The sequence below is a fragment of the Arthrobacter globiformis genome, assembly GCF_046536215.2.
GTDB classification, from domain to species: Bacteria; Actinomycetota; Actinomycetes; order Actinomycetales; family Micrococcaceae; genus Arthrobacter; species Arthrobacter globiformis_E.
The window spans coordinates 557,106-581,952 of sequence record NZ_CM143421.1; the positions used below are offsets into that span (position 1 = coordinate 557,106).

The 24,847-nt window shown below is 65.7% G+C and carries 16 protein-coding genes and 1 pseudogene; 6 read left to right on the top strand and 11 right to left on the bottom strand.

The window, feature by feature from the left end; all coding sequences use genetic code 11:
* Window positions 1-95: 95 nt before the first annotated feature.
* A pseudogene (locus tag R5O87_RS02660) lies at window positions 96-2,641 on the top strand (DEAD/DEAH box helicase).
* Window positions 2,642-2,677: 36 nt separating this feature from the next.
* On the opposite strand, the gene R5O87_RS02665 reads toward R5O87_RS02660, so the two are convergent.
* From R5O87_RS02665 to ectB, 5 genes are all read right to left on the bottom strand, one after another.
* Window positions 2,678-2,917, bottom strand: coding sequence for a hypothetical protein (locus R5O87_RS02665; RefSeq protein ID WP_410555474.1), 240 nt, complete (start codon window positions 2,915-2,917; stop codon window positions 2,678-2,680).
* Between the two features lie 106 nt (window positions 2,918-3,023).
* Window positions 3,024-3,569, bottom strand: a complete 546-nt coding sequence (locus R5O87_RS02670; protein WP_410555475.1) for a hypothetical protein — start codon at window positions 3,567-3,569, stop codon at window positions 3,024-3,026.
* 109 nt (window positions 3,570-3,678) lie between these two features.
* Window positions 3,679-7,944, bottom strand: coding sequence for a Pls/PosA family non-ribosomal peptide synthetase (locus R5O87_RS02675; protein WP_410555476.1), 4,266 nt, complete (start codon window positions 7,942-7,944; stop codon window positions 3,679-3,681).
* A 43-nt stretch (window positions 7,945-7,987) separates the two neighbouring features.
* The gene (locus R5O87_RS02680) at window positions 7,988-9,499 is read right to left on the bottom strand and encodes an aspartate kinase (RefSeq protein WP_410555477.1); all 1,512 of its coding nucleotides are present in this window, start codon (window positions 9,497-9,499) and stop codon (window positions 7,988-7,990) included.
* Between the two features lie 75 nt (window positions 9,500-9,574).
* Window positions 9,575-10,852, bottom strand: coding sequence for a diaminobutyrate--2-oxoglutarate transaminase (gene ectB, locus R5O87_RS02685; RefSeq protein WP_410555548.1), 1,278 nt, complete (start codon window positions 10,850-10,852; stop codon window positions 9,575-9,577).
* A gap of 490 nt (window positions 10,853-11,342) precedes the next feature.
* On the opposite strand from ectB, the gene R5O87_RS02690 reads away from it, so the two are divergent.
* Window positions 11,343-12,353: a M28 family metallopeptidase gene (locus tag R5O87_RS02690; RefSeq protein ID WP_410555478.1), complete on the top strand. Its 1,011-nt coding sequence runs from the start codon at window positions 11,343-11,345 to the stop codon at window positions 12,351-12,353.
* A 35-nt stretch (window positions 12,354-12,388) separates the two neighbouring features.
* On the opposite strand, the gene R5O87_RS02695 is transcribed toward R5O87_RS02690, so the two are convergent.
* A complete protein-coding gene (locus R5O87_RS02695) occupies window positions 12,389-13,198 on the bottom strand; it encodes a 4'-phosphopantetheinyl transferase family protein (protein ID WP_410555479.1) in 810 nt (269 codons plus the stop codon).
* Window positions 13,199-13,297: 99 nt separating this feature from the next.
* Here R5O87_RS02695 and R5O87_RS02700 point away from each other — a divergent pair, with 99 nt between their 5' ends.
* The gene (locus tag R5O87_RS02700; protein ID WP_354260201.1) at window positions 13,298-13,798 is read left to right on the top strand and encodes a GNAT family N-acetyltransferase; all 501 of its coding nucleotides are present in this window, start codon (window positions 13,298-13,300) and stop codon (window positions 13,796-13,798) included.
* A complete protein-coding gene (locus R5O87_RS02705) occupies window positions 13,791-15,146 on the top strand; it encodes an alpha/beta fold hydrolase (RefSeq protein ID WP_410555480.1) in 1,356 nt (451 codons plus the stop codon). The genes R5O87_RS02700 and R5O87_RS02705 overlap by 8 nt, the downstream gene beginning before the upstream one ends.
* Window positions 15,147-15,343: 197 nt before the next feature.
* Here the strand turns inward: R5O87_RS02705 and R5O87_RS02710 are convergent, their stop codons facing one another.
* From R5O87_RS02710 to coaE, 3 genes are all read right to left on the bottom strand, one after another.
* Complete coding sequence (locus R5O87_RS02710; protein WP_410555481.1) at window positions 15,344-16,369, bottom strand: TerC family protein; 1,026 nt, start codon at window positions 16,367-16,369, stop codon at window positions 15,344-15,346.
* Window positions 16,370-16,632: 263 nt separating this feature from the next.
* Window positions 16,633-18,753 carry an excinuclease ABC subunit UvrB gene (gene uvrB, locus R5O87_RS02715; RefSeq protein WP_410555482.1) on the bottom strand — a complete coding sequence of 707 codons (2,121 nt, stop codon included), beginning with the start codon at window positions 18,751-18,753 and terminating at the stop codon, window positions 16,633-16,635.
* 59 nt (window positions 18,754-18,812) lie between these two features.
* Entirely contained in the window at window positions 18,813-20,048 is a 1,236-nt protein-coding gene (gene coaE / locus R5O87_RS02720; protein ID WP_410555483.1) for a dephospho-CoA kinase, read from the bottom strand.
* Between the two features lie 377 nt (window positions 20,049-20,425).
* On the opposite strand from coaE, the gene R5O87_RS02725 reads away from it, so the two are divergent.
* On the top strand, window positions 20,426-21,112 hold the full coding sequence (locus R5O87_RS02725; RefSeq protein WP_410555484.1) for a YigZ family protein: 687 nt from the start codon (window positions 20,426-20,428) through the stop codon (window positions 21,110-21,112).
* Between the two features lie 86 nt (window positions 21,113-21,198).
* On the top strand, window positions 21,199-21,765 hold the full coding sequence (locus R5O87_RS02730; protein ID WP_410555485.1) for a type 1 glutamine amidotransferase domain-containing protein: 567 nt from the start codon (window positions 21,199-21,201) through the stop codon (window positions 21,763-21,765).
* Window positions 21,766-21,870: 105 nt separating this feature from the next.
* Here the strand turns inward: R5O87_RS02730 and rpsA are convergent, their stop codons facing one another.
* Together rpsA and R5O87_RS02740 are read right to left on the bottom strand one after the other, a co-directional pair.
* Window positions 21,871-23,346, bottom strand: a complete 1,476-nt coding sequence (gene rpsA / locus R5O87_RS02735) for a 30S ribosomal protein S1 (protein ID WP_076803245.1) — start codon at window positions 23,344-23,346, stop codon at window positions 21,871-21,873.
* 191 nt (window positions 23,347-23,537) lie between these two features.
* The gene (locus R5O87_RS02740) at window positions 23,538-24,824 is read right to left on the bottom strand and encodes a GNAT family N-acetyltransferase (protein ID WP_410555549.1); all 1,287 of its coding nucleotides are present in this window, start codon (window positions 24,822-24,824) and stop codon (window positions 23,538-23,540) included.
* Window positions 24,825-24,847: the final 23 nt, after the last annotated feature.

Here is a 24,847-nt window from a genome sequence, read left to right on the forward strand (position 1 = left end):
CGGTTGCTTGCTGAAGATTTGTCCTGGCAGAGCGAGCCTAGCGCCGGACGGGCCTGAAAACGCCAAGGGACGCGCTGGCAGTAAGCTGGAAAGCAATGAAACTCGTTGAACAGCTCCCTGCCCCGTCCGCACGGATCGCCACCGGAACCGGCGCGGACCCGGACACGCTGTACGAGCGCTTCGTGGAGTGGACCGAAAGCCGCGGCCTGCAGCTCTACCCGGCCCAGGACGAGGCGATCATGGAGCTGGCCTCCGGCGCCAACGTGATCCTCGCGACGCCCACCGGATCGGGCAAGTCCCTCGTTGCCATTGCCGCCCACTTCCAGGCAATGGCCCGCGGCGAGCGTAGCTACTACACCGCCCCCATCAAGGCCCTGGTGTCCGAAAAGTTCTTCGCCCTCTGCGAGATCTTCGGAGCGGAGAACGTGGGCATGATCACCGGCGACTCCGGCGTGAACCAGGACGCCCCGATCATCTGCTGCACCGCGGAGATCCTGGCCAACACCGCCCTGCGCGAAGGCGCCGCGGCCGAGCTGGGCGCCGTCATCATGGACGAGTTCCACTTCTACTCCGATCCGCAGCGGGGCTGGGCGTGGCAGGTGCCGCTGCTGGAACTTCCGCAGGCACAGTTCCTCCTGATGTCCGCCACGCTGGGCGACGTCAGCCGTTTCGAAGCCGGCATGACCGAGCTCACGGGACGGCCCACCACCACCGTCAGCTCGGCCGAGCGCCCCATTCCGCTGCACTACTACTACCGCGAGACACCGGTCCACGAGACCCTCGAAGAGCTGCTGGGCACCAGGGAGGTGCCGGTCTACGTGGTGCACTTCAGCCAGGCGGAAGCGATTGAGCGCGCCCAGACGCTGATGAGCATCAACGTCTGCACGCGCGACGAAAAGGACAAGATCGCCGAGCTGATCGCGAACTTCCGCTTCGCGGCAGGCTTCGGCAAGACGCTGAACCGCCTGGTCCGGCACGGCATCGGCGTGCACCACGCGGGCATGCTGCCCAAGTACCGCCGGCTCGTGGAGCAGCTGGCCCAGGCCGGCCTGCTTAAGGTCATCTGCGGCACGGACACGCTGGGCGTGGGAATCAACGTGCCCATCCGTACCGTCGTGCTCACCGCACTGAGCAAGTACGACGGCGTACGCACCCGCCTGCTCAACTCCCGTGAGTTCCACCAGATTGCCGGAAGGGCCGGCCGGGCCGGCTATGACACGGCCGGCACCGTGGTGGTGCAGGCCCCCGAACACGTGGTGGAGAACGTCAAGGCGATGGCCAAGGCCACCGCGAAGTTCGGCGACGACCAGCGGAAGCTGCGCCAGGTGGTGAAGAAGAAGCCGCCGGAGGGGTTCGTGTCCTGGGGCCAGCCCACGTACAACCGACTGGTGGAATCCGTCCCGGAGCCGCTGAGCTCCAGCTTCACCGTGACCCACGCGATGCTCATGAACCTCATGGAGCGTCCGGGCGACCCGTTCGCCGCCGCCAGGCGCCTCCTCACCGAGAACCACGAAAGCCGCCCTTCCCAGCTGCGGCTCATGAAGAAGGCCCTGGGGATCTACCGGGAGCTGCTCGCGGCCGAGGTTGTGGAGCGCATCCCGGCCGCGGAGCAGGGGGCGGACGGCCGCACGGTGCGCCTGACCGTCCACCTGCAGCCGAACTTCGCCCTGAACCAGCCGCTGTCCCCGTTTGCCCTGGCCGCGCTGGATCTGATGGACCCCGAATCGCCCTCCTACGCCGCCGACGTGGTCTCTGTTATTGAGGCCACGCTGGAGAAACCGCGGCAGATCCTCTCTGCGCAGCAGAAGAAGGCACGCGGCGAGGCCGTTGCCGCCATGAAGGCCGACGGCATCGAGTATGAGCAGCGGATGGCCATGCTTGATGAGGTCACCTATCCCCAGCCGCTGGCGGAAATCCTGGGCGAGGCGTTCGAGGTGTACCGCAAGGCGGCGCCATGGGTGGGCGACTTTGAACTGGCCCCCAAGTCGGTGATCCGGGACATGTACGAGCGCGCGATGAACTTCGGCGAGTTCGTGCAGTTCTACGGCCTTGCCCGCTCCGAGGGCATCGTGCTGCGGTACCTGGCGGACGGCTTCAAGGCGCTCCGGCAGACCGTGCCGCAGGATGCGCTGCGCGAGGACCTCGAGGACCTCATCGCCTGGCTCGGCGAGCTGGTGCGGCAGGTGGACTCCAGCCTGCTGGACGAGTGGGAGGAACTGACCTCCGGGGCCGCCCCGACGCCGCACGACGCACCCCCTCCCCGCCGCCGTCGCTCACGTCCAACATCCGGGCGTTCCGGGTCATGGTCCGGAACGAAATGTTCCGGCGCGTCGAGCTCTTTGCCGACGAGGACGCCACAGCTTTGGGCGAGCTCGACGGCGATGCCGGCTGGGATGCGGACCGCTGGGAAGACGTCCTGGACGACTACTTTGACGAGCACGATGACATCGGCACCGGCCCTGACGCCCGCGGCCCCGGGCTGCTCATCATCACGGAGGAACCCGGCGTCTGGAAGGTCCGGCAGATCTTCGATGACCCGGCGGGCAACCATGACTGGGGGATCTCCGCGGAGGTGGATCTGGCCGCCTCGGACGAGACCGGCACGGCGGTGGTCCGGGTGACCGGAGCGAACCGGCTCTAGTGGGAGGACCGGGCCGGGCGCGGGTACCTTGCGCCGTTAGCCGGCCTGGGCCTCGTCGTCGAGCGCGTCCTGGTGACCGATGATTCCGGAGCCAACGACGCCGGAGTCCTCCCCGGTAACCAGTCCCGCGGCGTCGATGGCGCCGCCCAGGATCAGGGTGCTCAGGTCGGCCACGGCTTCCATATAGCTGCCCCGCTTGGGATGGTCCGCAAAATCCTCGAGCCACTTCATAGCGACCCGCCCGACGAACTCCATGGTGCTTGCGTCATCGGCCATTGCGTTCTCCTAAGCTGAGGCTGGCTGACCTGGTCAGGCTATTGCGCCAAACTGAAACCTCCGTGTGAACGAGCAGTGTATTACCAAACACCAAGGCCGTAAACGGTTAACGCGGAGCGTACCTCAGCAGTTTCCGGACCAGGCTCGCCTGGCCGGTCGAGAACCGGTCCCCCGACTCGGGATCGACCCAGGGTTCCGGATCCCCCAGAGGCCCGGCAAGCTCCAGGACCGGCAAGGCCAGGGCGGGTGCCGTACCGTCCGCGGAGAACAACAGGTCCGGCCTGGTAACGGGGTCGTAGTAGATCCGGCGCTTCCGTTCCCGGGTAATTTCGTCCGGGCTGTGGCAGGTGTAGCCGGCCCAGTGGACCGGTCCGGCTTGGGTGTCCGGGCAGGCTTGGATGCCGGATCCGGCCGGGTTCGCCGGGGCGTCCAACACGGGAGGGTCCAGCACGGGAGAGTCCGACGGCGGGGCGGACTTTACGTACTCCACCCACCGGCCGCCGACCTCAATGTAGAGCAGGTCCTGGCCGCCGTCCGGGAAGTAGACGGTCACGCCCGCCTGGAGGCCTTCGGCCGGGGCCGCCTGCGGCCCTGCGGCCGCGCCTGCCTGTACTGCGGGCGGCATGCGGCCGCCCGCTGTCGTCTCATGCATCTGGCTAACCACCGTCGGTACCGGTTCCTGTTGCTTGGCGGTGGCCGAAGTCAGGAACGGTCGGGTTCCGGCGATGGAAGACGGCGCTTCCATGGGCCTGACAGTTCCGTCACCGTGGCACCGTCCTCCGGTGCCGTTGGGAACTGGCGTGCGACCTCCGGTGATGGTCGTCCCGCGTGGACGCCCCGCCGTCGTTCCCTCTGTCCGCCATAGCCCGGTGGCGGGGCCCGCCGGCCAAAGCCGGCGTCGGCCCCGCGGTCCCCCGCGACCGGGTCACGTCACGGGCCGGGTTGCCCACGAACATAGCGCCCTCAGGAACGTCAGCCCCCTTCATCAGGAAGGCGTCGGCCCCCACGGTGGATCCGTTGCGCATCGTCACCCCGTAGTGGACGAAAGCTTCGACGCCGAGGCAGCACCGGTCGCCCAGAACGATATAGCCGGACTTGAAGGTCCCGTCCTCGAGTGAGTGCCCCTGCATGATTGAGCCCTCGTTGAAGACGCAATCATCGCCGATCGTCACCAGTGTTTTCTCCGGAATGCCGGTACCGGCGTCGTAGACCCGCTTGCCCATCCTGACACCCAGCAGCCGCCAGACCATGGGCTTGAAGGGCGTGCCGTTAAAGGGTGCCGCGGTCATCAGCTTCCACAGCCGTTCGTGATGCCAGAAGTACCGGTCGTAAATGGAACAGTACTCCGGTTTCAAGGGCCGGAAGCCCAGGACGGCGTGCTCCACCAGCGCGGAAAACAGCACGCGGACAACCAGGAAGCCCACCATGGACAGGGCAACGGCCAGCGCGCCCAGCACCCCGTGGGCCGACGCGGCAGCCAGGCCGCTGAGGGTCGCTGCAAACACCCAGAACCAGTTCTCGGCCAGGAACAGCAGCATTGTGATGATGTTGTGCCGGTTCTTGGCAGGAAGAAGCCGGTTCCTGGCCTCCTCCGTCTTGAGTTCATCGAACTGGGCATCGCGCTGGACCGAACGCGGTATCTCAAACGCGGGTGAACCAAGCAGTCCCACGTCGGTCCGGACCGGACCATCGATCGGGACCATCACTTTCGTGGCCAGGAGGCAGTTCTCGCCCACACGCGCACCGATCGGAAACGTGAGGTGGTTCCCGAGGAAGTTACGGCCCGCTATGCGCACCCTGGAGACCCGGAACGACGTGCTGGAAAAGTCGGCGTTCATGATGTTGAGGCCGTCGGAAGCCATTGTTCCGGTTCCCACGGTGCTGAGGAACGGGGATTCGTGTGCAACCCCGGGGCCGAAGTTCGAACCCGTCTGCTCGACTTTGCAGAGATCGTAGCCCAGGGCCTTGAGGTAGTGGACGATGTACGAGCTGTCACCGAAGATGTTCAGGTACAGCGAGGCGTTGGAGATCCGGGAAATCGTCCGCTGGATGGAAAAATGCACCCCGTAGAGCGGGTAGACCTTGTCCGGCTTGAGCAAGGGATTGAGGAGGCGCGGAACCGCCAGCACAAAAATCATCCCGCCAATGAGCCCCGACAGAAACAGGACCAGCGTGGCGGCCAGGACGTCGAGGAGGAATTTCGGGTCGCCCAGGCGCAGGTTCGCAGGGTCCAGGTATGGGGGTAACAGACTGCTGAGCCCGAGGACGCCGAGGGGCGCCACCACGACGAATCTGCTCACCAGCTGGAACACGCTGAAAATGACTTTCCGGCGGGTAGTGCACTTCGCGGGCGGAACGCGCCGATAGTTGGTGTTCGCCCTGATGGGCGGGGACCCGTGCCAGACTTCTCCATCGGGGATGGACATGGACGTCTGCAGCGCCGAGGCGTGCCCAAGCTGGGCGTCCTTCCCCATCGAGGTCCAGATGTCGAGCGTGGTGTTCTCCGATAGCAGGGCGTTGCTTCCCAGCGTCACGCGTCCGGTTTCGATGACGCCGGGGCGGGCCCGGTAGCAGAGGAAGAAGGCGTTCTTGTGGATGACAGCGTGGTCGCCAACGGTCAGCAGATCCGGGCACGCCGGCACGTTCCGGGAGAAGATCACCGCACCTTTGCCGATCTTTGCCCCGAGCATGCGCAGGTACAGCACATAAAGCGGTGAACCGGCAAAGAACACCATCGGATTGCGCCGTGTCAGCGTCTTCACCAACCAGAACCGGATGTAGTCCAGGCTCCAGAGGCGGATTTTCCGGGGCTTCCAGCGGCCGATCAGGGCCCACTTGAGGACCACGGGCGTCAAGGAAAGCACGAGGAACATGGTGGCGCCAAGCCCTACGGAGCGCAGCCACGTATCGAGCAGGCTCGTTCCAGTGGTGGTCCAGCCGACACCCACGACCAGCAGCCACGCGGCGAACATGGTGTAGCCGAGGAAGATGGCCAGCTGGATCGCGCCGCAGAGGACGTACTGGAAGGTGGCCGGGAGCGGGGGATCCGGTTCTGTTGCCGTTGGATAGCCGGGTTCCGGAGTCCGGGGGGTGCCTTCAGGTGCGGATGCGGCGGCTGTGAGCACTCCCGCCAGCTGGCGGACGGTCGGGTTCTGGTAGACGTCCTGCATGGCCGGGGCTGTCAGGTCCGTGTTGTTCCTGACCCGGGCGCAGAAGTGCGCCATCAGCAGGGAGTTCGCACCCAGGTCGCTGAAGAAGTGCGCGTCGGCAGAGACGCGGTCAAGGCCCAGGACCGTGCCCAGTTGCCCGGCCAGTGCGACTTCGGCCGGCGTCTCCGGGGTGGTGTAGGTTCCGGACACGGCCAGGCTGACCCGTTCGGATGGCCGCGGCAGCCGCTTCCGGTCGGCCTTGCCGCTGGCCATCATCGGAATGGATTCAAGCTGCTCGTAGTAAGAAGGCACCATGTAGCCGGGAAGCCTGGTGCGCAGCATCCGGTAAATGTCCGGCGCTTCGACGGTGCCCGCGTCATGGCGCAGCGTGAAGTACGCCGCGAGTTCCACCAGCCCCGGATCCGGTTCAAAGGTGTTGACAACTGCGTGTGCGATTCCCGGGAACTGCAGGAGGAACGACTCGATCTCCGCGAGTTCGATGCGGTACCCGCGGATCTTGACCTGGGTATCAATGCGGCCCAGGTACTCGATTTCCCCGTCCTTGTTGATCCTGCCCAAATCGCCGGTGCGGTAGATCCGTCCCGAAGGATTGTTGCTGATGTTCAGGAAGTCCGGAACAAAGGCTTTTTCTGTCAGGTCCGGGCGGTTGACGTATCCCCGGGCCAGGCCGACGCCGGCCAGACCGATCTCCCCCGATTCTCCCTGCGGAAGACAGCGGCTTTCGACGGGATCCAGGATGACAGCGGAGTAGGTGGGAAGCGGAACGCCCAGGGAGACAGGCCCGTCCGGGTCCACGAGCGCCCAGGTGGCCGTGACGGTCGCTTCCGTCGGTCCGTAGACATTTAGGAAGCGCCGGCCGGGGATGTGCCAGCGGGTCACCAGGTCCCGCGGGCACGCCTCGCCGGAAACCAGCAGGAAGCGCAGCTCGGGGAGGTCCTCGTCGATAGTGGCCAGCAGCGTGGGCACGCAGCACAGTGCGCTGATCCGCTTGGCAACCAGGTAAGCGGCAAGATCGGCGCCCAGCAGGGTGGACCCTGCGGGTTTGGGCACCAGCGTGGCCCCGGCGAGCCAGGAAACCCAGATTTCCTCAACCGAGAAGTCGAAGGCAATGGTCATCCCCTGGTACACGCGGTCTGCCGGCTCGATCCCGTAGAGGGCAGAGGCGACCCGGACGAAGTTGCAGATGCTGGCGTGCTCGATGGCCACGCCTTTCGGCCTGCCCGTGGATCCTGACGTGTAAATAATGTAGGCGAGCTCATCCCGCGTCCCACCCGGCAGGGACGCTTCATCCAGGCGGCCCGGGTCCTGGGCCTCCACGATTTCACGAACGTCGTCCAGGCAGACCGTCAGGGCGGCCACTTCCGGCAGCAGGTCCCGCAGGCGGGACAGGGAAAGGACGGCTGTCACATCGGCGTCCTCGACAATGTACTTCAGCCGGTCCGGCGGGAAGCCCGGATCCAGCGGGACATAGGCGGCGTGGATCTTGAGCACGCCGAGCATCGCGACATAGGCGAAGGACGGCTGATCGAACAGCAGTGCTATCCGGTCCCCTGGCCGCGCACCGGAGTCGAGCAGGTAGCGTGCCAGCTGGTTGGCCCGCCGGTCTAGCTCCGTGTAGGTGAGGACTGTGTCCTCGGCGTCAACGGCGAGCTGGTCCGCGCTGCCCTGCTCGGCATAGGCGTCACACCGGTCCTCAAACAGCTGGTTTAGCCGTTCGCCTGTGGTCCAACGAGCCACATGGTCGGGGAAGGCCGAAGTCAGGACCGGCCCTGCCCCGTCCCGGCCTGTTGTCAGGATTCCGCGCAGCTCGGCGGGCCGGAGGCCACCGCGGCTCCGGGTCTTCACGTTTTTGGTCATTGTGCTGGTTCCTTCATTGGAATCGATCCCATGGAGCCGGGCTCTATGCCCGCCGTGTCAGCTTCGCCTGAGCGCTCCGTGAAGGGTGCTGGTGGCCCGCGGCGCCGGGGCGAGGGCCGCGGGCGGCTGCGAGCCGCGTGGCCGCCGACGTCTTCGCCGCCACCATGTCCGTGCTGAAGCCGAAGGCCGCCCGGACAGCCCGGACTGCATTCTCCAGCTGGTCGGCCCGGGTCAGTGCCCCGAGGCCCGTCTCTGAAATTTCGATCAGGTCCAGGTCCACCCGGGCCTTTGACAGCGCATTGAAAAACGTGGAGAACACCGTAGGAGATGACCTCATGCCGAGCCCGGACAGCATGACCTTGCCTGCCAGCCCGTTGTGCTGCAGCCCCTCGAAGCCGAGGTCTTCCTGCCGGGAGCGGAGCAGGGACAGGGCACCGGCGGACTGGGCTGCCGGCAGTGAAAACACGACGTCGGCACGCCGGGCGGTGCCCGGCCGCTTCTCGACGATGGACTGGACGCTGCTTCCCGGCTGGGACAGGCTCCGGAAAAGTGCCGACATGCTGGCAGCGTCATCTGGCAGTCCGGCAACGGTGATTTCCGCCAGTGCCTCGCACCCGGAGACCTCGGTGATGACCGCCTGCTCCGGCGCGGGCCGCTGGAAGGGGCTCCGATCAAGGCCGGGCAGGATCAGGGTTCCCATGTCGTCCGAGAATGACGACCTGACATGGATGGGCAGACCGAAACGGCGGGCGTACTCAACGCTGCGCAGGTGCATGACCTTGCTGCCGCAGGCCGCAAATTCAAGCATCTCCTCGCTCGACAGGGCAGCAATCTTCCGCGCCGTAGGAACTATGCGGGGATCCGCCGTGTAGACGCCGTCTACGTCCGTGTAGATCTCGCAGATGCCTGCCCCGAGGGCGGCTGCGAGTGCCACGGCTGTCAGGTCCGACCCGCCCCGTCCGAGCGTCGTCACCCGCCGGCCTTTCTGCGTCCTGCCCTGGAAGCCGGCCACGATCGGCACGGTGTCATGGTCAAGGCAGGTGCGGAGCCGTCCGGGCCTGACATCGGTGATCCGCGCCTTGCCGTGGACGCTGTCCGTGATCAGCCCGGCCTGGCTTCCGGTGAAGGTCCGGGCCGCCTGGCCGCAGTCCACCAGGGCCATGGCCAGCAGTGATGAGGAGACGGCCTCCCCCATGCTGAGCAGGGAATCCAGTGCGCCCGGATTCGGATTGTGGGCCACCCCGGCGGCCAGTTCGCACAGCTGGTCGGTCGTGTCGCCCATGGCCGACACCACCGCAACCACCTGGTATCCCGCCTCGCGGGTCTTGGCTATCCTGCGGGCGGCCCGGCAGATGCCGGCGGCGTCGGCCACCGATGAGCCGCCGAACTTCTGCACGATCAGCGAACCCCTGGGAACTGTGGGGCCGGTGTCGGCATAAACGGAGTGGGTCCACTCGGTCCAGAGCGGGGCCCTGGCTGTGGGGTGGAGTGGACTTGCAGGCGGTGCAGATCCGAAGGACTCGTCATCTGCCGGACGTTCAAAGGGCATGCTCATTGGATTTCCCGCGATCCTTACGTCGTCGTACGGCGGTTTTTCCTGGTCAGGCGCAATCTGGTGACCCTTGCGTGGTCAGGCGACAGTTTTGAGTACGGTCCTGCGGCCGGTGCCGGTGACAGATTCAGCCGCCCCGGCGAGGATCGCCAGTCCGCGGCCCAGATCCTCGGCGCTGATGGTCAGTGCCGGCATGGTCTTGAGGACCTCATCTTCCGGACCCGAGGTCTCCACGAGGAGGCCGCGGGCAAATGCCTCGGCTGCGATCTTTCCGGCCGCGTTGGCATCGGTGTAGTGGATTCCCGCCAGCAGGCCCCGGCCCCGGACGGTGGCACCGTCGGCCGCGTCGGCGATCCGTGCCAGCCCGGCCTGCAGCTGGTCTGCCCGCGCCGCGATCCTGGCCTCGAAGTGCCTGTCCTGCCAGAAGTGCTCCAAGGCTGCAGCGCCCGTGACGAATGCCAGGTTGTGTCCGCGGAAGGTTCCGTTGTGCTCCCCCGGCTTCCAGACATCCAGTTCGCGTTTGAACAGGGTGAGGGCCAGCGGCAGTCCGAAACCTGAAATGGATTTGGAGAGGCACACAATGTCCGGGACGATGCCTGATTCCTCGAAGCTGAAGAAGGTCCCCGTCCGCCCGCATCCGGCCTGAACGTCGTCCACGATGAGCAGGATCCCGTGCTGATGGCAAATGTCTGAGAGCTCCCGAAGCCAGGCGGCCCGTGCGGCCCTGAGGCCGCCCTCGCCCTGAACGGTTTCAACGATGATCGCGGCAGGCTTTTCCAGCCCGGAGCCACGGTCGTCCAGGGCCAGGCGGAGCCATTGGAAGTCGGGGGCACCGCCGTCGAGGAAACCATCGTACGGAATGCTGGACGCGTTGCTCAGGGGGACTCCGGCGCCGTGCCTTTTCATGGAGTTGCCCGTCACGGCCAGCGAACCAAGGGTCATCCCGTGGAATGCGTTGGTAAAGCCGAGGATGTGCGGGCGCCCGGTCACCTTTCTGGCCAGCTTCAGCGCGGCCTCCACACAGTTTGTCCCGGTTGGCCCGGGAAACATGACCTTGTAGTCAAGGTCCCGGGGCTTGAGGATCAGCTCGTGGAATGTCTCCAGGAACCGCCTCTTCGCGGCAGTTTTCATGTCAAGGGAGTGGACCACCGCGCCGGAGAGCAGATACTCCACAAGAGGGCGAAGAAGGGCCGGGTGGTTGTGTCCATAGTTCAGGGCACCAGCACCGGAAAAGAAATCGACGTACTCGCGCCCGTCCTCGCCGTAGATCATGCTGCCGGCCGCGCGCTCGAAAACGGTGTCCCAATTTCGGCAATAGCAACGGACTTCGGATTCCAGGGATTCAAAAATGTCCATCATGGGGATGTTCCTGCCAGCTTGTGTGTGAAGGGTGGCGGACATCTGCGTCCAGACCCTGTTCACTTTTCAAGAAGAGCCGCGCACAGCGGCATGTGCGGAACACTGCGGCCACCGCTATTTCCCCCAGCAGCGAATAGCTGGCTTCCCCACCGCGAGTACTCCGGAATGCAGTTGAGGCTTCAAACCTGCTGGTTCGACAGTAGGCAGATTTCGTGGCCCAACGCAACCACTCTGAGTACCTGCATCCTGGGCAGTGTTAGTACCTACTTACTCGCACGCGCAGCATTTTGTTCGCTGCCTACCTGACTCTCGTTAGAGTCCTTCCGGCGCGCCCGAAGCAGGCGGTAACTTTTCAAATATGGACGCGTTCCGCTCGATGCGCAGACCGCGAAAGACCACAACCGGAGCCTTAGTTGCTGTGGTCGCCGTGTTGCTGGCGGCGTGTTCGTCGCCTGCCGCGAAGCCCCCCACCCAGGCCCCGCCGGCTGTGACTTTGCCAGCGGAGGAAACACCGCAGTCTGCCCGGCCGTTGCCCACGCTGCCGGAGACCGTCACTCCCCGGCCGGGAACCGTCAGCCCCGCGCCGAAGGCAAAGGCCAGCCAGGTACATGCTGCCTTCGCCGGCAGGAACCTGATGAAGCACCTTGAGGCGCTGCAGAAGGCCGCGGACGATTCGGGCGGAAACCGTGCCTCGGGCACCCCGGGCTACGAAGCCTCCGCCCGGTACGTCGAGGAGCAGCTGCGCGCCGCCGGCTACAAGCCAGTCCGCCAGGTCTTCACGTACCGGGACGACGATGCGGACGTGGAGACCTTCAATATCCTCGCAGACACGGCTGGCGATGCGGCGCACACCATCGTCGTGGGTGGGCACCTGGACTCCGTTCGCCGCGGACCCGGCATCAACGACAACGGCAGCGGCGTAGCCGCCATGATCGAAACGGCCCGCTGGATGGCAGAAACGAAGGTCCAGCCAAAGAACAGGGTGCGCTTTGCCTTCTGGGGAGCCGAAGAGGTTGATCTGCTGGGTTCCAAGCACTACGTGGACTCGCTCAGCGACAGCGAAATCTCCCAGACGATGTTGAACATCAACCTGGACATGGTGGCGTCGCCCAACGGCGGACGGTTCGTCCACGATGGAGACGGGTCCACCTTCGGGGATGCCGGTCCCGCCGGATCGGACGGGATCGAGGGCACGTTCATGGACTATTTTGCGCAGAATGGATTGGCAGCTGAGGCCACGGTGTTTGACGGCGGCTCCGACTACCAGCCCTTCCTGGGGGCCGGCATCCCGACCGGCGGTCTGTTCAGCGGGGATGTTGACCGCAAGACGGCGGACCAGGTCGAGGAATTCGGCGGGGTTGAGGACGACGACCTGGACCCCTGCTATCACAAGAGCTGCGACACCATCTCGAACATCGACCCGAAACTGCTCAACGAAATGGCGGGTGCCCTGGGTTACGCCACAGCCGCCTACGCGGTGGCGCCCCGACCCGACTGAACATGCGGACTGAGTGATCGAACCGGGGCTGCGGGCTACGAATGAGGCTTCAGAAGAACCGCCACTGCCGCAGTGAAGGAATCCGGCAGCCCCACCGAGTCCGGCTCTACGGCGCCGACCAGCCACAGATGGCCGCCTTCCTGGCCCCCCACCAGAGGCACAGCCGCCACCAAAGGCCCGGCAGCCGCCTTTAGATGCCCTGGCAGCAAGGGAACTGGCCCGACCACGTCCACATCGCTCGGGTCGACAACGGCCAGACCCCTGCCCAGCGCTTTGAGGACTGCTTCCTTGCGCGTCCACAGGAGAGTCTGGACCCCCGGCCGGAGTGCCGGCTCCGCCCTCTGAAGGTATTCCCGCTCGCGCTCCGAAAGGGCAACCGCCCCGAACCCGTCGAAGCCTGCGGCTGTGCTGGCCTCCAGGTCCACGCCGACTCCCAGCACCTGTTCATCGGTTGTTGCAGCCAGAAGGCACCAGTCCTCTGCCCGGCTCAGGCTCGCCAGTACCGTGGGCCCGGATGGACCGGCCCGGTACCGGGGCGTTCCGTGCACGTGGTCGTCCCGGGTGCACTCCCGGCAGACATAGTCGGCCTGCAGAGCGCCGGCACCGACTCCTGCGGCCGTGGCGGCGTGGCGGCGCAACGCTATGCGGCCGGCCAGGAACCTGTCCCGCTGCAGTTCGGAACGGAACGACGCCGCCCGCTGACGCTCGCCGTCATCCAACGTGCCGGCCTGCCGAAGGTCCACGCTGGACAGCTTCACAGCGGCCAGCAGAATCCGGTCAATGTCCGGCCCGGCCGGCCGTTCGCTACTGCCTCCGGGAGGGTTGCTGCTCTGATGGTGAGTCATTGGAATCAACAGCCTATACTCCGGTGGCAATGTGCCCGGTGCTGCCCTGTGTGCTGTCCGGCCTGATCGGGCAGGCGCGGACCCAGTAAGCTCGAACCCATGAGTGTAATCCGTCCCGCAACACCCGCCGACGTTCCCGTCATCCTGCAGCTGATCCACGAACTGGCTGTCTACGAAAAGGAGCCGGACGCCGTCCGCAATACCCCTGAAATGCTCACCGAAGTGCTCTTCGGCAGCAACCCGCGCGTGTACGCCAACATGGCGGAGAACGAGGACGGCGAGGTGCGGGGCTTCGCCCTGTGGTTCCTGAACTACTCAACGTGGGAGGGCGTGCACGGGATCTACCTCGAGGACCTCTACGTCACCCCGGAGGCGCGCGGCGAGGGCCACGGGAAGGCGCTGCTGCAGCATCTGGCGGCCACCGCCGTCGAACGCGGCTATGCACGCGTCGAATGGAGCGTCCTGGACTGGAACGAACCGTCCATCAACTTCTACCGCAAGCTCGGCGCGTTCCCGATGGAGGAATGGTCCACGTTCCGGCTGACCGGAACGGCGCTGGCCGAATTCGGCAGCCGCAGCGAGGTTGGTGTCCATGGCTGAGGCAACGCTGGACACCGGCGTCCACCAGGGCCCCGTCCATACAGTCCGTGCCCGGCACAAGTTCCGCGGCATGCGCACCGCAGAACACTGCTTCACCCTGCCGCTGGACCATTTTGCCGGCTCGGACGGAGCAGGCGCGGCCGAGACCATCACGGTCTTCGCCCGCGAATACGTGTCTGACGAGCACAGCGAGGCCGAGGCGGCGGAGCTGCCGTGGCTCCTGTACCTGCAGGGCGGTCCCGGCGGCCGCGGCAACCGCTTCGCGTCGCTGGGCGGCTGGAGCAAGGCGGCGGCAAAGGACTTCCGCATCCTCATGCTGGACCAGCGGGGCACCGGCCTCTCCTCCCCCATTGACCGCAACACCCTGCCGCTGCGCGGTGACGCTGCGGCGCAGGCAAGGTACCTTGAGCATTTCCGGGCCGACTCGATTGTTGCCGACGCCGAGCTGATCCGGCAGGCCCTCGGCTCCGGACCGTGGACTGTCTACGGGCAGAGCTACGGCGGCTTCTGTGCGCTGACGTACCTGTCGTTCGCGCCCACCGGCCTGCGCGAGGTGCTGATCACCGGCGGGCTGGCCCCGCTGACCGGCTCCCCCGAGCGGGTCTACCGCGAGACGTTCAAGCGGGTGGCAGCCCGCAACGCCGAATACTTCGGCTGGTACCCCGAAGACCGGGATGCCGTAAACCGGATCGCCGATCACCTTCGCAGCACCCCGGAACGCCTCCCCGACGGCTCCCCGCTCACGGTGGAGAGGTTCCAGATGGTGGGATCCTTCCTCGGCGGAAACACCAGGGTGGACAACCTCCACAATCTGCTGGAGGACGCCTTCGTCGACACTCCCGGGGGCCGGCGGCTCTCGGACCCGTTCCGTGAGCAGGTCCGCACCCTGGTTTCGCGCGCAGCCAATCCGCTGTACGCGCTGATGCACGAGTCCATCTACGGCCAGGGCACGGCCACGGACTGGGCGGCGTGGCGGGTCCTCGAAGAGTTCCCCGAGTTCAGCCCGGACGCTGCCGAGATCCTCCTCACCGGCGAGATGGTCTACCCGTGGTACTTCGACCAGGATCCCGCCCTAAGTCCCCTGAAGGAGGTCGCGGAACTGCTGGCGGCCAAGGCTGACTGGAAGCCGCTGTACGACACGCACCAGCTGGCGGCCAACATCGTTCCGGCGGCAGCCGCCGTCTACCGCGACGACATCTACGTGGACCACGGGCTCTCCCTGGAGACCGCCGCCGCCGTCCGCAAGCTGAAGACCTGGGAGACCGGCGAGTTCCACCACGACGGCATTGCCGACGACGGCGAGGCCATCTTCGGGCGGCTCCTCGGCATGGTCCGCTCCGCCCGCTGAGGCCCGCGCGAACGGATTCATATGCGGCGCGAACCGGCAGATAATGCCCGCAAAATGGGGATTTGAGGGCATTACCTGCCAGTTCGCGCTTCAAACCCGCCAGGCATCCTTGAAAGAGACAAAGCAACCCCGGCCACCAGATGGCCGGGGTTGCTTTCTGCTGAGACGGGTCAGTAGAACCCAGTCGACGTCAGAACCTAGTCGACGTCGCTCAGGCTCTTCCGGGCGTCCTCCTCGAGGCGGGCGTCCAGCTTGGCCTTCTGCGCGCCGGAGCTCACCAGGCTGGCGATGACGGCGATGATGATGGTGCCGATGATGACCGCGAGCGAGACGTACGTCGGGATTTCCGGAGCCCACTCGATGTGGTGGCCGCCGTTGATGAACGGCAGTTCGTTGACGTGCATGGCGTGCAGGATCAGCTTCACGCCGATGAACGCCAGGATGATGGACAGCGCGTGCTTCAGGTAGATGAGGCGGTTCATCAGGCCGCCGAGCAGGAAGTACAGCTGCCGCAGGCCCATCAGGGCGAAGATGTTCGCCGTGAAGACGATGAAGGCGCTCTGCGTGAGGCCGAAGATGGCGGGGATGGAGTCGACGGCGAACAGCAGGTCCGTCATGCCGATGGTGATGAAGACGATCACCATCGGGGTGAAGACCTTCTTGCCGTTTACGGTGGTGCGCAACTTGCCGCCGTCGAACTTCTCGGACATCGGGATCACCTTGCGGAGCTTGCCGATGAGGGCGTTTTCCTTGTCCTCTTCGTCCTCGCCCTCGTCCTGGGCCTGCTTCCAGGCGGTCCAGAGAAGGAAGGCGCCGAAGATGTAGAAGACCCAGCTGAACTGCTCGATCACGATGGCGCCGAGCATGATGAAGATGCCGCGCAGGATCAGCGCGATGATGATGCCCACCATCAGCACTTCCTGCTGGTACTTACGAGGCACCGAGAAGCGGGCCATGATGATGATGAAGACAAACAGGTTGTCGATGCTGAGGCTGTACTCAGTCACCCAACCGGCCACGAACTGGCTGCCGTACTCGGGTCCCGTGAACATGAACATGGCACCGGCGAACACGAGGGCCAGTGCCACATAGAAGGCCACCCAGAGGCCGGCTTCCTTCATGGAGGGCTCGTGCGGACGGCGCACGACCAGAAGCAGGTCCATAAGGAGGATGATGCCGAGGACGACGAACGAGCCGACCTCGAACCAGACGGGAAGTTCCACAAAAATGCCTTTCGCAGGGTACAGAAAACCGGTGTAAGTCTCTCCGGCGAACCTGTGCACTTTGTGCTGATGTGGCTGCCCGCTACGCCCGGCAAGGCATCTGTGCCCTGCGTGTTGACGTTCGTAGCGCTTGGGATACTCCCCTACGTGACCACAACTTTACCCTAGAGGCACGGCTGCGCGCGCCAAGTGACGCCCGCCGCGCCACATGACACTCCCTGCCTGCCGCGCCCTACCTGCCGTGCCTGCCGACGCGCCGGATGCTACGCGTGCCCGGCCGACTGCATCTGGCGCAGTTCCTTCTTCAGCTCGGAAACTTCGTCGCGGATCCGGGCAGCGACTTCGAACTGCAGCTCCGCGGCCGCACCGTGCATCTGTTCGGTCAGCTGCTCGATCAGGCCCACAAGGTCCTCGGCAGGAGCCGCTGCCAGCCCGTCGGCGCGGACCATGGCAGCGCCCTTCTTGGCACCCTTGCCGGGCTTGGCCGCCGCCGTGATACCGCGCTTGCCCTTGCCGTAGTCAAAGCTGCCCAACAGTGCATCGGTGTCGGCGTCTTCCTTGGCCAGCTGGTCCGTGATGTCGGCGATCTTCTTCCGCAGCGGTTGCGGGTCGATTCCGTTCTCGGTGTTGTAGGCCACCTGGATGGCGCGGCGCCGGTTGGTTTCATCGATCGCGTGCGCCATGGAATCGGTGATCCGGTCCGCGTACATGTGGACCTGGCCCGAGACGTTGCGGGCGGCACGGCCGATGGTCTGGATCAGCGACGTGGAGGAACGCAGGAAGCCTTCCTTGTCCGCGTCGAGGATGCTCACCAGAGAGACCTCCGGCAGGTCAAGGCCTTCCCGGAGCAGGTTGATGCCTACCAGGACGTCAAACGTGCCCATCCGGAGTTCGCGCAGCAGCTCAACACGCCGCAGCGTGTCGACGTCTGAGTGCAGATACTCCACCTTGACGCCATGGCCCAGCAGGTAGTCGGTAAGGTCCTCCGCCATCCGCTTGGTGAGCGTGGTGACCAAGACGCGTTCATTCTTGTCCGTTCGGGTCTTGATCTCACCCAGAAGGTCGTCGATCTGCCCCTTGGTGGGCTTGACCACCACCTCGGGGTCGATGAGTCCGGTGGGCCGGATGATCTGCTGGACGAAGCCGTCCGACTTGCCCAGTTCGTATTTGCCCGGTGTGGCGGACAAGTAGACAGTCTGGCCTGTGCGCTCCAGGAACTCGTCCCATTTCAACGGACGGTTGTCCATGGCGGACGGCAGCCGGAAACCGAAGTCCACCAAGTTCCGCTTGCGGGACATGTCGCCCTCGTACATAGCCCCGATCTGCGGGATGGTCACGTGCGACTCGTCCACCACCAGCAGGAAGTCGTCAGGGAAGTAGTCCAGGAGGCAATGCGGGGCGGTTCCGGGGGCGCGGCCGTCAATGTGCGCTGAGTAGTTCTCGATGCCGTTGCAGAAGCCCATCTGCTGCATCATCTCGAGGTCGTACGTGGTGCGCATCCGCAGGCGCTGGGCTTCCACGAGCTTGTTCTGGCTTTCCAGAAGCTGGAGCCGTTCGGCGAGTTCGTCCTCGATCCGCTTGATGGCACGCGCCATCCGTTCGGGTCCGGCCACATAGTGCGAAGCCGGGAAAACATACATCTCCTCTTCGTCCCGGATCACCTCGCCGGTCAGCGGATGCAGGGTATGGATGTTCTCAATCTCATCCCCGAAAAACTCGATCCGGAGGGCCAGTTCCTCATACATGGGAATGATTTCCACGGTGTCGCCGCGGACCCGGAAGGTACCGCGGTGGAAATCCATGTCGTTGCGGACGTACTGCATGGACACGAATTTGCGGAGCAGGTCATCACGGTTCATCTCGGCGCCCTTGCGCAGCGTCACCATGCCGGCGATGTACTCTTCCGGCGTGCCCAGGCCGTAGATGCAGGACACGGTGGCCACCACAATCACGTCGCGGCGGGTGAGCAGGGCGTTGGTGGCGGAGTGCCGCAGCCGCTCCACTTCCTCGTTGATGGAGGAGTCCTTCTCGATGAACGTGTCCGTCTGCGCGACGTACGCTTCAGGCTGGTAGTAGTCGTAGTAGGAGACGAAGTACTCCACCGCATTGTTGGGCAGGAGTTCGCGGAACTCGTTGGCCAGCTGCGCCGCGAGGGTCTTGTTCTGCACCATCACCAGGGTGGGCCGCTGGACCTGCTCGATCAGCCAGGCGGTGGTGGCGCTCTTGCCGGTACCCGTGGCGCCGAGCAGGACCACGTCTTTTTCGCCGTTCTTAATGCGTTCGGTCAGTTCGGCGATGGCCGCGGGCTGGTCGCCTGCCGGCTTGAACTCGCTGATGACCTCGAAGGGCGCAACGACGCGGTTGATCTCCTGCGCAAGACTCATGCATCTAATCTACAGCCGGCCACTGACAGAAACCGCTGATTCAGCTTTGGGCTGTACCGTCACCTCTGGGCCGCGTCGGCGGAGGTGGAAACGTACGACGGCGGCTGCCAGCCGCTGCTTTCGGCCCACCGTTCCATGCGGGGAACCGCCACCTCGCTGAACCAGGCTTCCTTGCCCTCGGCGTAGCCGGCGGTGGAATCGTCGCCAGCGTGCAGGGCGGCCACACGCCGTTTCTCGGCGGCATACTCCGACCGGGCAGCAGGGTCCGCCCGCAGCCAGTCCCGGAAGCAGAGGGCAAACCGCCAGCCCGGCGAGCCGGCCACCCTTACGTGCAGGTTCACCGGCCGCGCGGGATCGGCATTGCCGTGCAAGCGCTTGGACCAGGCGGCGGGGTCGGGGCGCCCGTGCGGGCTGTCCATCAGGATCCCTGGCCAGAGCGGGAAACCGGCGGCGCTGAGCAGTGGTGCAATCCGGTCTGCCGTCGCGAGATCCGCCACCGCAAGCTGCAGGTCGATGACGTCTTTCGCCGCCAGTCCGGGAACCGCCGTCGACCCGATATGGTCCACGGCCAGGACGGCCTCCGGGGCAGCGGCTTTCAGCCGTTCGGCCAGGCCGGCAGCCTGGCGCGGCCAGTCGGAGTCAGGTGGAGCGAGGACGGGCGCCCCGCTGCGGGCGGCCACTGTGGCCTGGCTGATGTTCCGCGAGAAGGGCAGCACCCGCCCGTCCCACAGCCGGTGCACCGCTGCAAGCAATTCTTCGCGCGTGCCGGAGTTGGTGAGGACCGCGTCCGCTGCGGCCAGCCTGTCCTGCCGGGACGCCTGGGCAGCCATCCGCGAACGGGCATCCGCTTCAGTCATGCCACGGTGCTCGGTCATGCGCTGCAGCCGGATAGCCTCGGGCGCATCCACCACCAGCACGAGGTGGAAGTTCTTCTGCTGACCGGTTTCCACCAGGAGCGGGATGTCCTGCACCACCACCGCGTCCGCCGGTGCCGCCGCGATCACCGCCGCGGCGCGTTCGCGGACCAGCGGATGGATGATGCCGTTCAGTTCTGCCCGCCGTTCCGGATGCTGGAACACAATGGCCCCGAGCCGCGGCCGGTTGAGCCGTCTCTCGCCGTCGAGGATGTCCGGGCCGAAAGCGGCCACGACGGCGGCCAGGCCCGGAGTGCCCGGTTCCACCACTTCCCGGGCGATCGCGTCGGCGTCGACGAGGACCGCCCCCAGTTCCGCCAGGCGCGCAGCCACCAACGACTTTCCCGAGGCGATGCCGCCCGTCAACCCAATCTTCAGCACTCCCCAAGACTAATCCCCACCGTCCCCCTAACCTCGCTTCGCTCGGCCAGGGAACCTCCCCGCTGCCTCCCCAATCTCGCAAGCTCGATGGGGGCCCCTCGGCAGCGTGGGCCCAGACGGCGTGGGCCCACCCACCGCCTCCGTAGCCTCGCTTCGCTCGGCCAGGGAACCTCCCCGCTGCCTCCCCAATCTCGCAAGCTCGATGGGGGCCCCTCGGCAGCGTGGGCCCAGACGGCGTGGGCCCACCCACCGCCTCCGCAGCTTCGCTTCGCTCGGCCAGGGAACCTCCCCGATGCCTCCCCAATCTCGCAAGCTCGATGGGGGCCCCTCGGCAGCGTGGGCCCAGACGGCGTGGGCCCATGTCCTAGACTTGGGCGGTGCAAGAGCAAGAGAGCAGGGCATCCGCGTATACAACGCTGGCTTCCGGGGACGGCTTCCGACACGAGATCGAGATCAAGCGCTCCCGGTTCATCACGGTGCTGCGCCGGGCGGCCACCGAAGAGGACGCCCGCGCCGTGGTCTCCGAACTCCGGCGGGAATTCCATGACGCCCGGCACCACTGCTCCGCCTTCGTGCTGGGCCCGGACCGGGACGTCCAGCGTTCCAGCGACGACGGCGAACCGTCAGGCACCGCCGGAATCCCCATGCTGGAAGCCCTCCTCCGCCGGGAAACCGCGCCCGGGGTGACGGACCTCAGCGACGTGAGCGCCGTCGTCGTGCGTTATTTCGGCGGGATCCTGCTGGGGGCCGGCGGGCTGGTGCGCGCCTACTCCGATTCGGTCTCGACGGCCTTGGAGCTGGCCCCGATGGTGCAGCGCCGGCGGCTGCGCATCTGTGCCGTGCGGGTACCGCACGCCGCGGCCGGGCGCCTCGAGAACGACCTCCGCAGCGCGGGCTATGCGATGGCGGAGACCGGCTACGAGGCCCAGTCCACGGTGCTCCGGCTCGCGCTCCCGGATGAGGCCGGGGACCTGGCCGCGGCCGCTGACCGGCTCGCCGCCATAACCGCCGGGAGTGCGGCCCTCCAGCGCGAGGGCACGCAGTGGATAGACGTCCCCCGCTGACCGCAGCACATAATGATCAGCTTGCTTATGAGTTTCTGCTTTCCTAGTGTGGGTCCTGTAAGGCATCACACGGAAAAGGAGGACGCATGTCAGAGCACGACATCACCGGCAAGAGGGTCGCGTTTCTGCTGACGGACGGCGTGGAGCAGGTTGAACTGACCAGCCCGTGGGACGCGGTCAAGAACGCCGGCGGCGAGCCTGTGCTGGTGGCCCCGAAGAGTGGAAAGCTGCAGGGTTTCGAGGGCGTGGAGAAGGGCAATACCTTCGACGTCGACCTCACCCTGAAGGACGCCAACGCGTCGGACTTCCACGCCCTGGTGATTCCGGGCGGCGTGGTGAACGCGGACCACCTGAGGGTGGACAAGGACGCGCAGGCGTTTGCCCGCAGCTTCTTTGAACAGCACAAGCCGGTGGCGGCCATCTGCCATGGCCCGTGGCTGCTCATCGATGCGGGCGTCGTCAAGGGCCGGAACCTCACCTCCTACCACACGCTGGCCACGGACCTGCGGAATGCCGGGGCCAACTGGAGCGACCAGGAAGTCGTGGTGGACCAGGGCTTCGTGACCAGCAGGAAGCCCGGCGACCTTCCCGCGTTCAACAACAAGGTGCTGGAGGAAATCGCCGAAGGCGAGCACGCCGGGCAGACCGCCTGACACCGCCATGCCAGCCGGCGCGCGAAACTGCCGGCAGCAAAAAAGGTGGCCGCCCCCTCTCGGGGACGGCCACCTTTTTATTGACTTTCAGTCAACACCGGGCAATTAGTTGCCGGTCAGCTTCTCGCGCAGAGCGGCAAGAGCCTCATCCGAAGCAAGCGTGCCTGCACCGGAATCGGTGGCAGCCGGCTCGGAGGAGTAGCTGGTGGCGCCGGAGTCGCTGTCGCCGGACGTTGCAGCTGCAGCGTCGTCGGCAGCGTGCTGGGCAACCTGCTTCTTGTGTGCTTCCCAGCGGGTCTGGGCGTCAGCGTACTGCTGCTCCCAGGCTGCGCGCTGCGCCTCGTAGCCTTCGAGCCATTCGTTGGACTCGGGGTCGAAGCCCTCGGGGTACTTGTAGTTGCCCTCTTCGTCGTACTCTGCGGCCATGCCGTACAGAGCGGGATCGAATTCGGTGCTGTCGGCGTCAACGCCCTCGTTCGCCTGCTTGAGGGAGAGGGAGATGCGGCGGCGCTCGAGGTCGATGTCGATGACCTTGACGAACAGCTCGTCGCCAACGGAGACAACCTGCTCGGCCAGCTCAACGTGGCGGACAGCCAGCTCGGAGATGTGCACGAGGCCTTCGATGCCGTCTTCGACGCGGACGAACGCACCGAACGGAACGAGCTTGGTGACCTTACCCGGAACAACCTGGCCGAGGGCGTGGGTGCGGGCGAAGGTCTGCCACGGGTCTTCCTGCGTAGCCTTGAGCGACAGGGAGACACGCTCGCGGTCCAGATCCACTTCGAGGACCTCGACGGTGACTTCCTGGCCAACCTCGACAACCTCGGACGGGTGGTCGATGTGCTTCCAGGACAGCTCGGAAACGTGAACCAGGCCGTCTACGCCGCCCAGGTCCACGAAGGCACCGAAGTTGACGATGGAGGAAACGACGCCGGGACGGACCTGGCCCTTTTCCAGCTTGTTGAGGAAGGTGGAGCGGACCTCGGACTGGGTCTGCTCGAGCCACGCACGGCGGGACAGCACAACGTTGTTGCGGTTCTTGTCCAGCTCGATGATCTTGGCTTCGATCTGCTGACCGATGTACGGAGCCAGGTCGCGCACGCGGCGCATCTCGACGAGGGATGCGGGCAGGAAGCCGCGCAGACCGATGTCGAGGATAAGACCACCCTTGACAACCTCGATGACGGTACCGGTGACAACACCGTCTTCTTCCTTGACCTTCTCGATGTCGCCCCAGGCACGCTCGTACTGAGCGCGCTTCTTGGAGAGGATCAGGCGGCCTTCTTTGTCTTCCTTGGTGAGCACCAGGGCTTCGACCTGATCGCCAACGGAGACAACTTCTCCGGGGTCAACGTCGTGCTTGATGGAAAGCTCGCGGGAGGGGATGACACCTTCGGTCTTGTAACCGATGTCGAGCAGAACTTCGTCGCGGTCGACCTTGACGACGGTACCTTCGACGAGGTCCCCGTCGTTGAAGTACTTGATGGTGGCGTCGACTGCTGCGAGGAAGTCCTCAGCGGTACCGATGTCGTTAATCGCGACCTGCGGGGTACCGGGCTTCTCGGTGGAGGTGATGGTCATGTAGTAGGGGCTCCGTTGTGGATAGTTAGTCGGTCAGGCAAACCGCCGCGCCCGCGTTATGGAACGCAGGCGCAGTGCGGGCACTCCGCAAGGAAGTACCTGGTCATCCTGATTTTGTGGATTGAAGAAAATGCGGGCACGTAGTATCCGCCCGTTTATTCTAGTGGCAAGCGCCAACCGGGGTCAAAGCGCTAGAAATGCGTCAGGCAGTGGGGTGCGCGTTCGACGGCGAACATCCGAGCGGCGCGGAACGCCGCGCCCGGCGTGCACTCCAGAATACGTCCGGACGCCGCCAGCGTCACGGGGTTGACGCCGCCGAGGTAGATGGCCGACAGCGCCGCCACATCGAGTTCGAGGTCGGGCGTGCCGCCCGCCGCGGCGGTAACAACGGCGGTGCCACCGTTAACGTCAAAGGTGAAGGTGCCGCCGGCCAGGCCGAGGGAGTCGGCGACTTTCAGCACCAGCCGCCCGTCGGCCGGGTAGTGCCGGGCCTCCAGTGCCTGCTTCACGTCGAGGATCCGCAGCCAGAGCATGTCCCGCGCCGCCGAGGATTCCACACAGCGCGCGTCCTCGAGGGCCCAGCGCAGCGGATCATCCACGGGCGCCTCGTCCCAGGTAACGCGTTCCACGAGGTCGATCGCGGCCAGGTACTGCCACAGCTCGAGGTACGCCTCGCCGGTGGCGGCAACCAGGTCCACGACCTCCATGGTGTACGGCGTGCTGGACCAGCCGGCGAACTTGTACGAGACGTAGCCGTCCACGTCGCCACCGGGGCCGTAGTGCAGCGCCACCTTGACCTTCGGGTCCTCGCCGCCGTCGCGGCTGACTGAGCCCGAGGCGAACTGCCGGTAAAACTCATGCCGGCCGATCGATCCCGGCGTGCTGCGGTGGACCCGGTCGAAGACTTCCGGAGCCAGCTCCAGCAGCACCTTGGGGTCGGCAACCTCGACGCTGCCCGCGGGGGTGTGGTTGAGCCTGAAACGTGCGGTGGTGTCCACCTTCACGGCCTGTTCGGACGTTGCCACGCCGAACCCGAAGCGGCCGTAGATCGAGGCCTCGGAGGCGGTGAGCGCGGCCATGGCGAGACCTTCCGCCCGGGCCAGGGCGAGGTCCTCCCCCATCATGCGGCGCAGCAGGCCGCGGCGCCGGTGCGAGGTCCGGACCGTCACGGCAGTCACCAGCCGGGTATCCAGCAGCCGGCCAAAACCGATATTCAGTGTCTTGGTCATGGTGCCGAAAGTGGCCACGGGAACATCGGCGCCGAGCGAATGCCCGGCAACGGTCCCCGTCTGGTACGCGCCGGTCATGACGCGCCCGTCCGTGCGCTGAAGTTCGATGCTTTTGTCCACGCGTTCTTCGCTGCGCCGGGCTTCGTGGAAGCCGAAGGCTACCGCGTGCATCCACGCAACCGACTCCGCGTAGGCAGGATCGTCTTTGGCCGCCGCTTGGAACCGGCGGATTTCGTAGTCCACGCTCAGATTCGACACAACCCCGAGCCTAG

What these genes read in the sequence shown, in the direction of transcription:
- R5O87_RS02700 (WP_354260201.1), top strand. Translation starts at nt 13,298, where the DNA reads ATGAGTGTAATCCGTCCCGCAACACCCGCCGACGTTCCCGTCATCCTG.
- R5O87_RS02705 (WP_410555480.1), top strand. Translation starts at nt 13,791, where the DNA reads ATGGCTGAGGCAACGCTGGACACCGGCGTCCACCAGGGCCCCGTCCAT.
- R5O87_RS02675 (WP_410555476.1), bottom strand. Translation starts at nt 7,944, where the DNA reads ATGACCAAAAACGTGAAGACCCGGAGCCGCGGTGGCCTCCGGCCCGCC.
- uvrB (WP_410555482.1), bottom strand. Translation starts at nt 18,753, where the DNA reads ATGAGTCTTGCGCAGGAGATCAACCGCGTCGTTGCGCCCTTCGAGGTC.
- R5O87_RS02665 (WP_410555474.1), bottom strand. Translation starts at nt 2,917, where the DNA reads ATGGCCGATGACGCAAGCACCATGGAGTTCGTCGGGCGGGTCGCTATG.
- ectB (WP_410555548.1), bottom strand. Translation starts at nt 10,852, where the DNA reads ATGGACATTTTTGAATCCCTGGAATCCGAAGTCCGTTGCTATTGCCGA.
- R5O87_RS02670 (WP_410555475.1), bottom strand. Translation starts at nt 3,569, where the DNA reads ATGCATGAGACGACAGCGGGCGGCCGCATGCCGCCCGCAGTACAGGCA.
- R5O87_RS02695 (WP_410555479.1), bottom strand. Translation starts at nt 13,198, where the DNA reads ATGACTCACCATCAGAGCAGCAACCCTCCCGGAGGCAGTAGCGAACGG.
- R5O87_RS02680 (WP_410555477.1), bottom strand. Translation starts at nt 9,499, where the DNA reads ATGAGCATGCCCTTTGAACGTCCGGCAGATGACGAGTCCTTCGGATCT.
- R5O87_RS02730 (WP_410555485.1), top strand. Translation starts at nt 21,199, where the DNA reads ATGTCAGAGCACGACATCACCGGCAAGAGGGTCGCGTTTCTGCTGACG.
- rpsA (WP_076803245.1), bottom strand. Translation starts at nt 23,346, where the DNA reads ATGACCATCACCTCCACCGAGAAGCCCGGTACCCCGCAGGTCGCGATT.